The organism is Kitasatospora sp. NPDC048722 (assembly GCF_040650235.1).
In the GTDB taxonomy this organism is placed as follows: Bacteria; Actinomycetota; Actinomycetes; order Streptomycetales; family Streptomycetaceae; genus Kitasatospora.
This window is the reverse complement of the sequence record NZ_JBEZGX010000015.1, coordinates 1-14,724: the sequence shown is the minus strand read 5'-3', so window position 1 is coordinate 14,724 and position 14,724 is coordinate 1. Positions and strand designations below refer to the sequence as shown.

Sequence of the window (14,724 nt, the reverse complement as noted above, 5' to 3'; positions counted from 1 at the left end):
GGTTTCTGGGACTGGGCGTTGCACGCCCCGACCAACCTCGAAACGTCTACGCTATGAGCGTCTGAGCTCAGTCTTGCGCGATGCCCACACTCCGAGGGGGACCCCCGTGTCTTTGTGGAACCAGATCGGCTACTCGGCGAACCCGTATGCGGTTAGTCCCCTGGGGTCTAATGAGGAAGGTTCCGAGCTAATCGTCGGCCGCGACAAAGAGTTGCGCAAGTTGACGATCCAGCTGAGGTCGACGGATACGCACCCCACTATCGAAGGGGAAAATGGCTCTGGCAAGACAAGCCTGGTTGCAGTGGCCGCGTACCGGGCGGAGAAAGAGTACCGCAATGGGGTGCAGAAGCAGCTCCTCCTCGCGATCCCTGACCTCGTTCAGATGACGTCCGACGTGGCCGAGTTCGAGCGGTCGGCATACTTTGCAATTGCGAAGGCGTATGTCTCCAACGCCCAAAAGCTGGATGACCTTGGGTTTGAAGTCGTCGACGCCTCGGAGTTGAAGAAGTGGCTAGAAGCCCCGTTTATTTACGGAGGTGGTGGAGGGGTTTCTGCGGCTGGCTTCGGGGGGAATTTCACTCGCAGCGTTGCGGCCAATACCAGCCAAGGATTCACTGAGGCAGGGTTTCGGCAGTTGGTGAAGATCTGCCTGGAGACAACCTTCCCAACCCGAGAGCACGGCGCATTTGTTGGCGTCATCGATAATATCGAACTACTGCGGACGTCTGCCGAGGCCCGCAGGGTCCTCGAATCCGTTCGCGATGGCGTTTTGTCTCTGCCCGGTATCAGGTGGGTCCTCTGTGGGGCCAAGGGGATCGTTCGGAGTGTTGTCTCCTCCCCGCGGCTATCGGGAAGGATCGGAAGGCCGATCGACCTTCAGCCTGTTCTGGATGCGGATGTCCCCGAGCTTGTGCGGCGTCGGCTATCTCATTTTGCGACAAGGCCCGACCCGGATGCTCCAGTCGGTCCTGAAGAATTTGCCCATCTCTACAAGATCTCAAATATGAACCTCCGCAACTCATTCAAGCATGCTCAGGACTTTGCAGTATGGCTGGATGAAGAAGATAATCTTGCGGCTCCCCCAGGGGAGAAAAAGGAATTGCTGGAGCGCTGGATCGAAATCACTGCATCGGAGTATGCTGTTGCCTCGCCGCTCCAGCCAATGCAGTGGACCTTGTTTGACAAAATCATTGCCGCCGGCGGGGTGATGGCTCCGGGGGACTATGAAGCATTTGGCTTCAATAGTGCCCAGGCCATGCGATTCCATCTGCAGCGACTGGAGGAAGCGAACCTCATCGATAGTGCGATTGACGAAGATGATCAGCGAAGGAAGACGATTTCAGTCACCAGTAACGGCTGGCTAGTGAATTACCATAGGAATGCTGGCTCATCAAACTGAGGGGTGGCGAGGCCGGTGGGCTAGTCGACGTTCAGATCCTATGAGGATAGCCTGGTCGCAGCTTATCCAGGCGGCGAGAGCGAAGAGATCCTACGCCGACGGTAGGGTCTCAGGACTTGCTGAACGATCTCAGGATCGACTAGCCGAACTCCGGAATCCATACTTCTGCGCGGCCCGCTGTGCGCGCACTCGCTGGCCCTTCATCTGCATCTGCGCAAACTGCTCACTCACTCTGTACGCGGTGGCGACGCGTGCGTTGTCCCAACCGTCGAACGCCATGCGCTCCGCCGCGGCGAGCGGGATCAGCAGCTCGCCTGCCATGAAGGTTGCCTGCTTCTCCTGCTCCTCATTGAACTGCCGCTTGTGGTCCTCGCCGAAGATCACGTTGTCAAAGGGATGTTCCAGCAGGTGATGGCCGAGTTCGTGAGCAATGTTCGACCGGCGCCGGACCACAGCATGCGACTCGTTCTCGACAATGACCCGCGCTGTGCCCAAGGGCACCAGCGCGGCCGACCAGGCTGACGAGTCGAGCGCGGTGAAGTGGTTGAGGACTTCGGTTCCGATTCCGAACTCGACCAGACTGCTGAGTGTGTACACGTCGATGCCGTGCTCTTCGGCGAGCACATACGGGTCGAACGGGTCGTTGGGCCTCAGGTCGAGCGCGGCTCGCTCCTCCTGTGCGACCTCTCGCATCAAGGCCTGCGTCCAGCGCATCTCAGTGGCTCCGAGTGCCACGTTCCGTGCGGAAGCGCCGCGCAGCCGCGCCGATTACCTCTTGGAGGTAGGCCACGTCGCCTTCGGAGAGATCGCTACGAGCCCGGAGTAGCGGGACGAGGGAGGCCACGAGCTCTGGCTCCTCCGCGTGGGCCTCCCGACCTGGGACCACGTAGAAGGCCTCCGCCGGCATACGCAGCCACGTCGTCATCGCCGCGAACGCCACGACATCAGGCTTCAGTCCGTTGGCCATGCGCGAGATGGTCGAGGCGCTTACCCCGATCTCCTTCGCCAGCTGTCGACCGGATAGATCCTTTTCCAGGCGGGCCGCCTCCAAGGCCGCATGCAAGGCCTTCACGTCCACGCTTGGGCCGTCACTCATCACTGCCCCTGACTTCTCATGGTGCTCGACATGTCGATCACTTCTGCTACAGTGTACCTGCTCGAAACTTCGAGCATCGATTGACATTCGGCGTGGGTGTCTGTCGGCCTGTTCACACGCCGTAGGAGTACCGATGTCGCAGGAGAGCCACGGGCCCGGCCCCGTCACGATCATCGTTAACACCCGACCGCACCACTGGGACTCGAAGGAGATTTCCTTCGAGCAGGTCGTCGAGCTGGCCTACCCCGGCCAGCCGGGGACCGGCGAGGACACCTTCACGGTCCGGTACAGCCGTGGCCATGACGGTCACGGGTCGGGGAGCTTGACGGCCGGCCACAGCGTGCGGGCGAAGGAGGGGATGGTCTTCGATGTCTACCGCACCTCTCGTTCGTGATCCCGATCTGTCGCGCCTGCTCGACGACGGTTTCGATGTCGTCGTGCAGGCAGGGCACCTGCTCGTTCGGCATATTCCTTATGTGACCGAGGTGCGGACCATCGAGTACGGCTTCCTCGCCTATCCGGTGACTGTCAGCGGAGACCGCGTCGTATCCGACACCGACCATCGCATCTGGTTCGGAGGCTCGGCCCCTTGCGACGAGCACGGCCGGAAGCTCCCGCTGGCCAATCCCGAAGCCCGAGCCATTGCCGACGGGCTGCAGGCGAGCTTCATGCTCTCCAGCAAGCCGACGCCGAATGGGTACCCCGACCAGTACTCCAAGGTCACGGCGTACGCGCGAATGATCGCTGACCAAGCGCAGGCGATTGACCGCGCGGTGACGCCCACCCCTGGCGCGGCCTGGCAGATGATCGACGATGACACGCCGTTCGTGTACCGGGACACGGCGACGTCGCGTGCCGGCCTCGCCGCCGTCAACCGGCGATACCGGGGCCACCGAATCGTGATCGTCGGCCTCGGCGGGACCGGGACCTACATCCTCGACCAGGTTGCCAAGACGGAGGTTGACACGATCGTCCTCGTCGACGGCGACACCTTCGACAATCACAACGCCTTCCGAGCTCCGGGTGCGGCCACGCTCGACACGTTGCGCGACCGCCCGAACAAGGCCGCGTACTTCGCGACGGTCTACTCGAACATGCACCGCGGTATAACCGCGTACGAGCAGTACCTGGACGAGGACAACCTCGAAATTCTCGAAGGGGCGACCTTCGTGTTTCTCGCGTCCGACGACGCCGCGGGCAAGCCCGTCATCATGGACTGGTTGGAGGCCCAGGACGTGCCGTTCATCGATGTTGGATTGGGCATCGACGAAACCGATGGTCGGCTCGGCGGTCTGCTGCGGGTCACGACAAGTCTGCCGGGGCGGCGCGAGCAGGCGCGCCGGAGGGTTCCGATCCCGGCACCCGAACGAGACGACTACGGGCGCAACATCCAGACCGCCGACCTGAACGCGCTCAACGCGATGCTCGCGATCATCCGTTGGAAGCGCTACGTCGGCACCTACGCGGACGCCACAGGTGAGGGCTTCGCCACCTATTCGTTGATCACGAACGAGATCTCCAACGAGGACCTGTCGTGACCGCAGTCGGGTTTCTTCGGCCGGAGTTTGCCGAGAGCTTCCCAGCGACGATGGAGCAGGGGGTGCTGTACATCTCGATTACGTACAGCACCTGCGGCCACCTCTGTTGCTGCGGCTGCGGGCAGGAGGTGATCACGCCGCTGTCGCCCGCACAGTGGTCGTTCACCTACGACGGCGAGAACGTCTCCCTGACCCCTTCGGTCGGCAACTGGGCTTTGCCGTGCCGATCGCACTACTGGATCCGCAAGGGCGCGGTGCAGTGGAGCCGCCGGTACTCGCCCGACGAGGTTGCCGAGAACCGTGAACGCGATCGGCACGAGCTCGCGCAGCAAGCTGGCGAGATCATGGGAGGCCGGTTTGCCAGGATGCGCGCGCGGTTGGGCTTGCGGCATCGGTGAGTCTTTGCTGAGTGGGACGGATCTGTGGTTGGACCATTTAGAGTCTCCCGTTAGGAATCCGCCGCCACAAGCAGATGGACCCCCAGGCCCTCGGTCCGGACTGCGTGCGATTTCTGATGCTCTCTCCTGAGCCGAGTTCACGTTGCCGCCGCTCGGCTGGGTGCGCGACAGCCGCTGGTGGGTCGGACTCCGGGCTGTCGGAGTCCGACCCCGGGCCTACTGCCCCGCCGGGAAGTTCTGGACCTGTCGCTCGGTCTCGGCCTGGTATGCCTCAGCCAGAGCACGGATATTGTCGAACTCGGCCTTGGTGATGTCCGCGGGCCTCCCCCAGGACGAGGAGTCCGGGTCGAAGTCCGTGTAGAAACCGGCCTGCTTCTTCCGGTTCGCGGAGTCGAGCAGCTCCAGCAGTTCGGTCACCAGCGTGCCCTCGTCGGCCTTGAGCTGGTGACCCGTCAGAGCCTTCGAGAAGATGCCCGGGTGCTCGGTGAAGAGGTGCTGGTAGAACCCTGCGGTGTGGCGCTCCTTGTGACCGCTGTAGATGATCTTGCTCAGGGCGTCCTCGGTGAAGGCGATGTGCTGGCCGCCCACCGCGACGGCGGCGAGCGTCCGGGACTTCACCGACTCCTCGAACGCGAGCACTGCAAGAGCAGCGGCCTGCCCGAAGAGCTGGCCGGCGGCCACGAGGTCCGCGCTGTCCAGCATCTCGCGGGCGTTCGCCGCGGCGATCTTGAGGCCGATGGCTGCCTCGTCCTGTGTGGGGAGGCGCTTCTTCGCCATCCAGGGGCCTTCTTTCTCGGTGATGTCGGAGGTGTGTGCGGTAGCCCGCAGGGCGCGAGCCAACCATCAGGATGGTAAGCAGAAATGCTGACAACTCGCTTGGATTATTTGGTTCTTGGTGAAAGTGCTCAAATGGGACGGGGTGGACACAGTGCGATAGTCAGGCCCACCCGGCCAAGGCGGCCAGGGCGCCGCCGAACATCCCGTACGACTCGGGCGTGGTGGAGAGGCCGTCGGCTCCACCATGAAGGGTGGCGTCGCCGGGGCGGGTGGTAGTCGAAGGGCGATACCCGCTGCGGCGGGCGAGATGGTGGTGCGATGCAGCAGCCCGCCCTACGACTTCGACGGGTGACGAGATCAGCTCCGGGGATCTGCCACCGTGGTGAGACTGATCAACCGCAACAGGTGGTGAGACGGATCCGGGAGCCGCAGGTCACAGCGACGGCCTGTGACACGAGCCGCGAGATCCTACAGCTCCCGGCGCACGAGGCCCTGGCTTTGCGGGGGATGGCTCCAGGGCGCCCGTGACAAAATCGGCGGGTGCAGATCGGGATGCTGGGGACATTGCAGGTTCGCACGGATGCCGGCGACGCGGTCGACGTGCCCGGGGCGCGGTTGCGCGGCCTGCTGGTCGCCCTCGCGCTGCGGCCGGGGCGCGTCGTTCCCAGGGCCTCGCTGGTCGACTGGATCTGGGGCGAGTACCCGCCCGCCGACGCGACGAACGCCCTGCAGCGCCTGGTCTCCCGGCTGCGGAAGGTGCTGCCGGCCGGGGTGCTCGAAGGGCGGACGGACGGCTACCTGCTGGCGGTGGAGCCCGACACCGTCGACGCCGTGCGGTTCGAACGCCTCGTCGGCGCCGCACGGGCCCGCTCCGAGGACGGCGCGGGTCGCCTGCGGCTGCTGCGCGAGGCCCTCGAACTCTGGCGCGGGGCGGCCCTGCAGGACGTCGGGCTCCAGGGCAGCGGCCCGTTCGACGCCGCCGTCGTCCGGCTGGAGGGGCTGCGCCTGACCGCCGTGGAGGAGCGCTTCGAGGCCGAGGTCGCCCACGGGCGCGGGGCGGAGCTCGTCACCGAACTGACCGATCTGGTGGCCGCGCACCCCGTGCGGGAGCGGCTCGTCGCCGCGCTGATGCGGGCCCTGGCCGCGGCCGGCCGGGACAGCGAGGCCCTGCAGGCCTTCCAGGCCGCGCGGGAGGCCCTGGCCGGTGAACTGGGCGTCGACCCGTCGCCGGAGCTGTCCGCTCTCCATGTCGCGTTGCTCCGCGGAGAGTTGGGACGCCGGGAGGAAGCCCGCACGACCAACCTGCGAGCCGAACTCACCACGTTCGTCGGCAAGGACGCCGACGTCGCCGCCGTCCGCGGACTCGTCGCCGAGCACCGCCTCACCACCCTCATCGGACCGGGCGGCTCCGGCAAGACCAGGCTCGCCACCGAGACCGCGCGCGCCCTGCTCGCCGAACTGCCCGACGGGGCCTGGCTCGTGGAGCTCGCCCCGCTCGGCGCCGACGGCGACCCGGCGCAGTCGGCGCTCGCCGCCCTCGGCCTGCGCGACGCCCTGCTCGGGGAGACCTCCGGTGCCGACCCGGTGGACCGCCTCGTCGCCGCGATCCGCGAGCGCGAGGTGCTGCTCGTCCTGGACAACTGCGAGCACGTGATCGAGGCGGCGGCGCTCTTCGCCCACCGCGTGCTCGGCGAGTGCCGGAAGCTGCGGATCCTGGCGACGAGCCGGGAGCCGCTCGGCATCACCGGCGAGGCGCTGTGGTCGGTCGAACCGCTGTCCCTGCCGGCGTGGGGGGCGGGCCCGGAGGAGATCGCGTCCTCGCCCGCCGTCCGGCTGCTGCGGGACCGGGCCGGCGCGGTGCGGCGGGACCTGACGGCCGACCCGCACACGCTGGCGACGATGGTCCGCGTCTGCCGCGCCCTGGACGGGATGCCGCTGGCGATCGAACTGGCCGCGGCCAGGCTGCGCACGATGACCGTCGACCAGCTCGCCCACCGCCTCGACGACCGGTTCCGCCTGCTGACCGGCGGCAGCCGCACTGCGCTGCCTCGGCACCGGACGCTGCGCGCGGTCGTCGACTGGAGCTGGGAGCTGCTCACCGACGCCGAACGGACGGTGCTGCGGCGGCTCTCGGTGTTCGCCGGCGGCGCGGGCCTGGAGGCGGCCGAACGCGTCTGTGCGGTCGGGGAGGGCGGCGCGGCCGGGGCGGACGGCGCGCTCGGGGAGGAGCAGGTGCTGGAACTGCTCACCTCGCTCACCGAGAAGTCGCTGCTGGTGGCGGACGGTGAGGACGGCGACGCGCCGCGCTACCGCATGATCGGCACGATCCGGGAGTACGCCGCGCACCGCCTCGCGGAGGCGGGGGAGGCGGACGCGCTGCGCCGGGCGCACCTCGCGTACGTCACCGAGCTCGCCGAGACCGCCGACCCGCACCTGCGCCGGGCCGAGCAACTGGAGTGGCTCGCCGTGCTGGAGGCCGAGCACGACAACCTCGGTGCCGCGATGCGCGGCGCCCTCGCGGTCGGCGACGCCCAGGCGGCGATGCGGCTGGCGGCGGGGGCCGGCTGGTACTGGTGGCTGGGCGGTCGCCGGGCCGAGGGCATGGAGCTGATCGCCGCGGCCGCCGCCCTGCCCGGCGAGGTGACCGACGAGGTCAGGGCCACGGTGTACGCGATCCTCGTGATGTTCGTGAGCTCCGGACGGGGAGACGAGCACCAGGCCGCGGAGTGGATCCACAAGGCCCACCGGTTCGCCCGGGGCGGTCGGACGCGCCACCCGGCTCCGGGCCTGGTCGCCCCGCTGGAGCGCATGCTGCGGGAGCCCGGCGCGGTCCTGGCCGCCTGGGAGCCGCTGCTGGAGCACGAGGACCCGTGGGCGCGGGCGCTGGCCCGGCTGCAGCTGGGCAAGATGCGGATCATGCTCGGCCACGCGGGACGGGACGCGGACGCGCACCTGGAGGCGGCGCTCGACGAACTGCTGGCGCTGGGAGAGCGGTTCGGGATCTCCTTCGCCCTGACCGAGCTCGCGGACCGGATCGCCGTGCGCGGGGAGTTCGCCGCCGCGTGCGAGCACTACGAGCGGGCCGTCGCGGTGGTCACCGAGCTCGGCGCGACCGAGGACGTCATCCGGATGCGCTCGCGGCAGGCGCAGCTGTACCGGCGGCTGGGCGACGAGGCGGCGAGCGCGGCCGCGCTCGCCGAGGCGCAGCGCTGCGCGGAGCGGGTCGCCTGGCCGGACGCGCTGGCCGAGTTGGCCCTCACGAAGGCCGAACTCGCCAGGTGGGACGGTGACGTCGAGGCGGCGTACGAGCAACTCGGCGTCGCGACCGCCCTGTTGGGCGACGGGGCGGAGCGGGCGAGCCTCCGGGCGGTGCGGCACGACCTGCTCGGGTACCTCGCCGACGGCCTCGACGAGGCCCGCGAACACCGTGCGGTGGCCTGTGCCGCGGCGGCCGAGGCGGGGCACGCGCCGCTGATCGCCCAGGTGCTGGTCGGGGTCGCGGACCTGGCGCTGCGCCGGGAGGAGTTCGGGCAGGCGGCGCGGCTGCTCGCGGCGAGCACGGCGGTGCGCGGTCTGCCGGACCTCCTCCAGCCGGACGCGGCCCGGATCGAGGGGAGGGCGCGGAGCCGCCTCGGCGACGCGGGATTCGCCGAGGCGGCTCGGGAGGGGGCGGGGAGCGACTGGTCCCGGCTGGTCGAGGTCGCGCTCGTGCGCTGAGTGCCGGGGTCGCGCTCGCGTGGTCAGGCCCGCTTCCGGAAGGTGGCGACCGCCCACGCGTAGCCCACGACCGCGAACCCGACGCACCAGGCGACGGCCGTGAGCGCGGTGCCGGTCGAGGCCGTGCCCGTCAGCAGGCCGCGCAGGGTCTCGATGATCGGGGTGAAGGGCTGGTACTCCGCGAACTGTCGTACGCCGGCCCCCATCGTGTGGGCGGGCACGAACGCGCTGCTCAGGAACGGCAGCATGATCAGCGGCACGGTGGCCATGCCCGCGGACTCCGCGGTCTTCGAGGCCAGCCCCATGGCGACGGTGAGCCAGCTGGCGCCGAAGCCGAGCAGCAGCATGAGGCCGATCGCGCCGAGCCAGCCGAGGACGCCCGCGTGCGGCCGGAAGCCCATCGCGAAGCCGACGCCGACGATGGCCGCGTCGGCGATCAGGCCGCGGACCGTCGTGGCGACGACGTGGCCGGCCAGGACGGCGCCGTGGGAGACGTCCATGGCCCTGAACCGGTTGATGATGCCCTTCGTCATGTCGCCGTTGACGGCCGTGGCGGTGGGGCCCAGGCCGTAGCTGACGGCCATCACGATCAGGCCGGGCATGGCGTAGTCGACGTACCGTCCGCCGACGTCGAAGCCGCCGCCCAGCACGTAGACGAACATGAACATGATCACGATGGGGAACAGCACGGCCTGGAACACCGTGACCGGGTTCCGCAGCGTGTGCCTGACGTTGCGGCGCAGCATGATCGCCGCGTCGCCCAGCGGGGTCGGGAGAGTGCTCATCGCGCGGGGTCCTCCGTGCTTGCGTGTCCGGTCAGGGCGAAGAAGACGTCGTCGAGGTCCGGCGTGTGCACGGAGAACTCCTCGGCGTCGATCGCGTGGTCGTCGAGGCGGTCCAGCAGGGCCCGCACGGACCGGGACCGTCCGTCGCCGGGCACCCGCAGGGTCAGCTCCTGGTCGTCCCGGGTGGAGCCGGCGAGGAGCAGGGCCGCCGCGTCGAGGTCCTGCGGGGTGGCGAAGCGGAAGCGGACGTGGGTGCCGGGGACCTGGCGCTTGAGCTCCGCGGGCGTGCCGTGCGCGGCGATGCGGCCCCGGTGGAGCACCGCGATCCGGTCGGCGAGCTGGTCGGCCTCCTCCAGGTACTGCGTGGTGAGGAAGATCGTGGTGCCGTCGGCGACCAGCTCGCGGACGATCTCCCACATCGTGCGCCGGCTGCGCGGGTCGAGCCCGGTCGTGGGCTCGTCCAGGAAGATGATCCGCGGGTCGCCGACCAGCGTCATCGCCAGGTCCAGCTTGCGGCGCATGCCCCCGGAGTACTCCGCCGCCGGCTTGTCCGCCGCCCCGCCCAGGTCGAACCGCTCCAGCAGCCGGGCCACCACCCGGTCGACGGGGCGCACCCGCCTCAGGTCCGCCATGAGCCGCAGGTTCTCCCGGCCCGACAGGATCTCGTCCACCGCCGCGAACTGGCCGGTGACGCCGATGGCCGAGCGGACCCTGCGCGTCCCGGTCACCACGTCGTGCCCGGCCACGCGCACCGTCCCGGCGTCGGCCTTCGCCAGCGTCGTCAGGACGTTCACCGTCGTGGTCTTGCCGGCCCCGTTCGGGCCGAGCATCGAGAAGACCGATCCCTCGGCGACCTCGAAGTCGATGCCGTCGAGCACGACCCGGTCGCCGTATGCCTTCCGCAGTCCCGAGACCGCGATCGCCGAATTCCTCATGCCCGGAACGATCCCGGGCGGGCCTGACACCCCCCTGTCACACCCCTGACACGGCCTCTGACACGGCCTCCGACACGAAGTGATCAAGGAGTCGTGAAAGGGTTGTGTTCGAATGGGCTACCCTCCAGCGCGTGACGATTATCAGATCGCTGCCTCGGTGGGGGGCATACAAGGAGCGTCGTGCGGACCGTGCGGCCGCACCGACGAGCAGGCTCGGCTGGCTGGACGCCCTGCGGGGCATCGCCGCGCTGGCCGTGGCGGCGCACCACTTCGAGATCCTGAGGCTGGTCCCGTACGGCGACGTCATCGCCGCCCACTTCGACCTCGGGTTCTACGGGGTCATCGCGTTCTTCATCGTCAGCGGGTACATCATCCCGGCCTCACTGGAACGCCGCGGTGACGTCCGGGCCTTCTGGATCGGCCGGATCTTCCGGATCTACCCGGCGCTGATCGTGACCGTGCTCTTCGCCGAGTTCGTCCTGCCGCTCACCTACCAGGTCGTCAGCTACGACGGCGTCCCGTACCACAAGCTCTGGCTGGCGGCCAACGGCCTGCTGCTGTCGGACATGCTGGGCGTGGTGAACGCGCTCGGCATCTCCTGGACGCTCGCGTACGAGATGCTCTTCTACTTCTTCGTCAGCAGCCTCTTCACGGTCGCCTGGCACCGGCGCAGCACGCCGGTCGCGGTCGCGGCGGCGGCGATCGCACTCGTGCTTGGCGTCTGGATCCCGTCGTACAGCCTGAACCACACCCTCACGGAGACCAACAACCTCGTCGCCGCCACCGTGGTCGTCGTGGTCATGGGCGTGCTCTGCATGCTCAGCGGCAATGCGGCGCTGGCCCGGGTCGGCGGTCTGCTGCTGGGCGGCCTCGGCCTGCTGCTGGTGTTCACCAACGGCCGGGACCCCGCGTACGAGAGCTTCACCATCCTCGCGACGATGTTCGCCGGCACGGTCGTCTACCGGGCGCAGCACGGGCAGATCGAGCGCATCGAGGCCTGGCTGTCCGTCGGTTTCGTGGTGGTGGCGGGTGCCATGGTGGGGTGGATGTACAACCGCGACGCGATGGCGCGCGCGACCTCGACCTTCACCTGGCCGGCGTGGACCAACGCCTACCTGGCGGCGTGGGCGTCGTTCGGGCTCTTCTTCCTGCTGCGCAACCGGCGGCTGCCGCGGGTGCTGACCTGGCTGGGCGCGGTGAGCTTCTCGGTCTACCTGCTGCACTGGCCGGTGAAGAAGTTCCTGCTGTGGCAGCTCGGCTGGGACAGCAACCGCTACTACGTCAAGCTGGCCGCGATGCCGTTCGCCGAGCGGTGGTCGTGGGTGGCCGGGTACGTCGCCGTGCTGCTGGTGGTCTGCTGGGCGGTGTACCGGCTGGTGGAGGTGCCGTTCCAGAACCTGGGCCGCAAGCTGACCAAGGCGATGAACCGCCGCTGGCCGCCGCAGTCGCTGGAGCCGGCCGCACCGGGGGTGCCGTCGGCCGCCGTACCGGCGCCGCGCCAGGAACCGGAGCTGGTGGGTGCGGGTTCGTCCGGCGGGGCGGAACGCTCCGGCTGATCCGAGGGACGTGAAGGCCGGGGTCGGATCACGGGTGCGCACCCCGTGATCCGACCCCGGCCCTTTGCGTTCCCCCGGCGCTCGCCGCCCTCAGATCGTCACGGTGGCGCGGAAGAGGGTGGTGGCCGTACCGGAGAGGCGGGTGGGGGTGCCGGCGGCGGGGAGGAAGGCGGACTCGCCGCGGGAGAGGTCGAGGACGGTGCCGTCGGCGCCGGTGAGGCGGGCGGTGCCGGTGGTGCAGAGCAGGATCTGCGGGGTGCGGCCGTCGATCTCGCGGTCGGTGCCGTCCAGCCGGAAGCGGGAGAGGCGGAACTCGTCGATCGGGACGGGGTAGAGCTCCTCGCCCGGGGTGCCGTCCACCGGGGTGGGGTGGAGGACGTCGGGGGCGCCGGCCTCGAAGACGACCACCTTCATGAGCTCGGGCACGTCGATGTGCTTGGGCGTGAGGCCCGCGCGCAGCACGTTGTCGGAGTTGGCCTGGAGCTCGACGCAGACGCCGTGCAGGTAGGCGTGCGGCACGCCGGCGCCCAGGTAGAGGGCCTCGCCCGGGTTCAGCCGGAAGTGGTTGAGCAGCAGGCCGGCGATCAGGCCGCGGTCGCCGGGGAAGTCGCGGGTGATCCGGGCGTACGCCGCGTAGGGGCCCCGCGGGTCCTCCTTGGCGGCGAGGTCCACCTGCGCGGCGGCCTGCCGGACCGCGTCGGCGGCGGTCGCGTCGTCCATGGTGAGGATCGCGGCCAGTGCGCGGCGCAGCGCCTCGGGCTCGTCCCCGGTGCTCAGCAGCTCGACGACCGGGGCGAGCGCGGGCACCGCCAGGCCGGTCAGCAGCGCGGCCGCCTCGGCGGCCGGGCGGAAGCCGCACAGGCCCTCGAACTCGTCCAGCGCGCAGATGAGTTCGGGCTTGTGGTTGGCGTCGCGGTAGTTCCGCCGGGGGGCGTCCAGCGGGATGCCGACGGCGTTCTCGGCGGCGAAGCCGGCCCGGGCCTGGTCGAGCGTGGGGTGGGCCTGGATGGAGATCGGGATGCCGGCCGCGAGGATCTTGAGCAGGAACGGCAGGGTGGGTCCGAAGCGTGCGACGGTCGCGGTGCCGAGCTCGCCCTCGGGGTCCGCGGCGATCAGTTCGTCCAGCGGGCGCGGCCCCGCGCCCCGGTCGGTGCGGGAGGGGTCGCCGGGGTGGGCGCCCATCCACAGTTCGGCCTGCGGCTCGCCGGTGGGGTCCTGCCCGAGGAGTTCGGGGAGGGCGGTGACCGATCCCCAGGCGTACGGGCGGATGGTGTTGACGAGCCTGTCCATGCGCGCGGTCCTACTCCTTCGCTGCGGTGGCGGGGTGTGCCGGATCGTCGGGAAACGGGCCGGGCGGGCGGTCCGGGCCGGGGCGAGGCATCGACCCTAGCCGACGCGCGTCACGTGAGGGGAAACGGCGGGCGTCCGGTGCGAGTGCCGTGGTCGCGGCGGCGATCGGGCCGGTGTCCGGCAGGCGCGGTAGTAGGATGCCAGGACCCATTGTTTCCACCGTGCGCAGCAGTTTCCGCCGCGGAACCCCTCGGCGGGCCGCCGACGGGAGCGGCGTTCCGGAGTGCGGGCGCGACGGTGACCGGCACTCCCGCCATTGGCCGAGAGGTTTGTACGTGACCGTGAACCAGCCGCGTTTTGCTGATCTCGGCAAGGTGCTGGTGATCATTCCGACGTTCAACGAGGCGGAGAACGTCGAGCGGATCGTCGGACGGGTCCGCGCCTCGGTGCCCGAGGCGCACGTCCTGGTGGCCGACGACAACAGCCCCGACGGCACCGGCGAGCTCGCCGACAAGCTGGCCGCCGAGGACGGGCACGTGCACGTCCTGCACCGCAAGGGCAAGGAGGGCCTGGGCGCCGCCTACCTCGCGGGCTTCCGCTGGGGCATCGACAACGGCTACGACGTCCTGGTCGAGATGGACGCGGACGGCTCGCACCAGCCCGAGGAGCTCGACCGGCTGCTCGCCGCGCTGCGCGGCGCCGACCTGGTGCTCGGCTCCCGCTGGGTGCCCGGCGGCCGGGTGGTGAACTGGCCGAAGTCGCGCCTGCTGCTCTCCCGCGGCGGGTCCACCTACTCGCGCCTGATGCTGGGCGTGCCGATCCGGGACGTCACCGGCGGCTACCGCGCCTTCCGCAAGGAGACGCTGCTCGGCCTGGGCATGGACGAGGTCGCCTCGGCCGGCTACTGCTTCCAGGTCGACCTGGCCTGGCGCACGGTGAAGGCCGGGTTCAAGGTCGCCGAGGTGCCCATCACCTTCGTCGAGCGCGAGCTGGGCGCGTCCAAGATGAGCCGCAACATCGTGATCGAGGCGCTCTGGCGGGTGACCTCGTGGGGCATCGCGGACCGGGTGGCCCGGCTGCGGGGCGCTGGGCGGCGCTGAACCTCTGACTTTCCGGGCGAAGGGCCCGCCGGCTGTGTGGCGGTTTCTAGCGGTCGTCGCAACACGTGGTCGGTTGGTTAGGCCGCGATGAGTTTATGCAGGCGCTCGGCTGGGGTTTCCCAGCCGAGCGTTT

The 14,724-nt window shown here is 69.4% G+C and carries 13 protein-coding genes; 7 read left to right on the top strand and 6 right to left on the bottom strand.

All coding sequences use genetic code 11. The features are described from left to right. Positions 1–106: 106 nt before the first annotated feature. A complete protein-coding gene (locus tag AB0C76_RS13730; protein WP_359964098.1) occupies positions 107–1,399 on the top strand; it encodes a hypothetical protein in 1,293 nt (430 codons plus the stop codon). Between the two features lie 129 nt (positions 1,400–1,528). Here the strand turns inward: AB0C76_RS13730 and AB0C76_RS13725 are convergent, their stop codons facing one another. Beyond that, positions 1,529–2,113, bottom strand: a complete 585-nt coding sequence (locus AB0C76_RS13725) for an ImmA/IrrE family metallo-endopeptidase (protein ID WP_359964096.1) — start codon at positions 2,111–2,113, stop codon at positions 1,529–1,531. A 1-nt stretch (position 2,114) separates the two neighbouring features. After that, positions 2,115–2,477 carry a helix-turn-helix domain-containing protein gene (locus AB0C76_RS13720; protein WP_359964094.1) on the bottom strand — a complete coding sequence of 121 codons (363 nt, stop codon included), beginning with the start codon at positions 2,475–2,477 and terminating at the stop codon, positions 2,115–2,117. 151 nt (positions 2,478–2,628) lie between these two features. Between AB0C76_RS13720 and AB0C76_RS13715 the strand changes: the two genes are divergently transcribed. Genes AB0C76_RS13715 through AB0C76_RS13705 form a run of 3 tightly spaced genes read left to right on the top strand, consistent with a single transcriptional unit; the run spans position 2,629 to position 4,431 of the window. Next, the gene (locus AB0C76_RS13715) at positions 2,629–2,889 is read left to right on the top strand and encodes a multiubiquitin domain-containing protein (protein ID WP_359964092.1); all 261 of its coding nucleotides are present in this window, start codon (positions 2,629–2,631) and stop codon (positions 2,887–2,889) included. Continuing rightward, positions 2,864–4,033: a ThiF family adenylyltransferase gene (locus tag AB0C76_RS13710; protein WP_359964090.1), complete on the top strand. Its 1,170-nt coding sequence runs from the start codon at positions 2,864–2,866 to the stop codon at positions 4,031–4,033. The genes AB0C76_RS13715 and AB0C76_RS13710 overlap by 26 nt, the downstream gene beginning before the upstream one ends. Continuing rightward, positions 4,030–4,431: a DUF6527 family protein gene (locus tag AB0C76_RS13705; RefSeq protein WP_359964088.1), complete on the top strand. Its 402-nt coding sequence runs from the start codon at positions 4,030–4,032 to the stop codon at positions 4,429–4,431. The genes AB0C76_RS13710 and AB0C76_RS13705 overlap by 4 nt, the downstream gene beginning before the upstream one ends. Positions 4,432–4,647: 216 nt before the next feature. Here AB0C76_RS13705 and AB0C76_RS13700 read toward each other — a convergent pair whose 3' ends face one another. Further along, positions 4,648–5,208 carry an AbiV family abortive infection protein gene (locus tag AB0C76_RS13700; RefSeq protein WP_359964086.1) on the bottom strand — a complete coding sequence of 187 codons (561 nt, stop codon included), beginning with the start codon at positions 5,206–5,208 and terminating at the stop codon, positions 4,648–4,650. A 540-nt stretch (positions 5,209–5,748) separates the two neighbouring features. Here AB0C76_RS13700 and AB0C76_RS13695 point away from each other — a divergent pair. Next, entirely contained in the window at positions 5,749–8,925 is a 3,177-nt protein-coding gene (locus tag AB0C76_RS13695) for a BTAD domain-containing putative transcriptional regulator (RefSeq protein WP_359964084.1), read from the top strand. A 23-nt stretch (positions 8,926–8,948) separates the two neighbouring features. Here AB0C76_RS13695 and AB0C76_RS13690 read toward each other — a convergent pair whose 3' ends face one another. Both AB0C76_RS13690 and AB0C76_RS13685 read right to left on the bottom strand, forming a co-directional pair. Continuing rightward, positions 8,949–9,710 carry an ABC transporter permease gene (locus AB0C76_RS13690; protein WP_359964082.1) on the bottom strand — a complete coding sequence of 254 codons (762 nt, stop codon included), beginning with the start codon at positions 9,708–9,710 and terminating at the stop codon, positions 8,949–8,951. After that, a complete protein-coding gene (locus AB0C76_RS13685) occupies positions 9,707–10,645 on the bottom strand; it encodes an ATP-binding cassette domain-containing protein (protein ID WP_359964080.1) in 939 nt (312 codons plus the stop codon). The genes AB0C76_RS13690 and AB0C76_RS13685 overlap by 4 nt, the downstream gene beginning before the upstream one ends. A gap of 131 nt (positions 10,646–10,776) precedes the next feature. Here AB0C76_RS13685 and AB0C76_RS13680 point away from each other — a divergent pair, with 131 nt between their 5' ends. After that, on the top strand, positions 10,777–12,201 hold the full coding sequence (locus AB0C76_RS13680) for an acyltransferase (RefSeq protein WP_359964078.1): 1,425 nt from the start codon (positions 10,777–10,779) through the stop codon (positions 12,199–12,201). A 90-nt stretch (positions 12,202–12,291) separates the two neighbouring features. Here the strand turns inward: AB0C76_RS13680 and manA are convergent, their stop codons facing one another. Continuing rightward, positions 12,292–13,491 carry a mannose-6-phosphate isomerase, class I gene (gene manA, locus AB0C76_RS13675; protein ID WP_359964076.1) on the bottom strand — a complete coding sequence of 400 codons (1,200 nt, stop codon included), beginning with the start codon at positions 13,489–13,491 and terminating at the stop codon, positions 12,292–12,294. A gap of 335 nt (positions 13,492–13,826) precedes the next feature. On the opposite strand from manA, the gene AB0C76_RS13670 reads away from it, so the two are divergent. Continuing rightward, positions 13,827–14,591: a polyprenol monophosphomannose synthase gene (locus AB0C76_RS13670; RefSeq protein WP_359964074.1), complete on the top strand. Its 765-nt coding sequence runs from the start codon at positions 13,827–13,829 to the stop codon at positions 14,589–14,591. Positions 14,592–14,724: the final 133 nt, after the last annotated feature.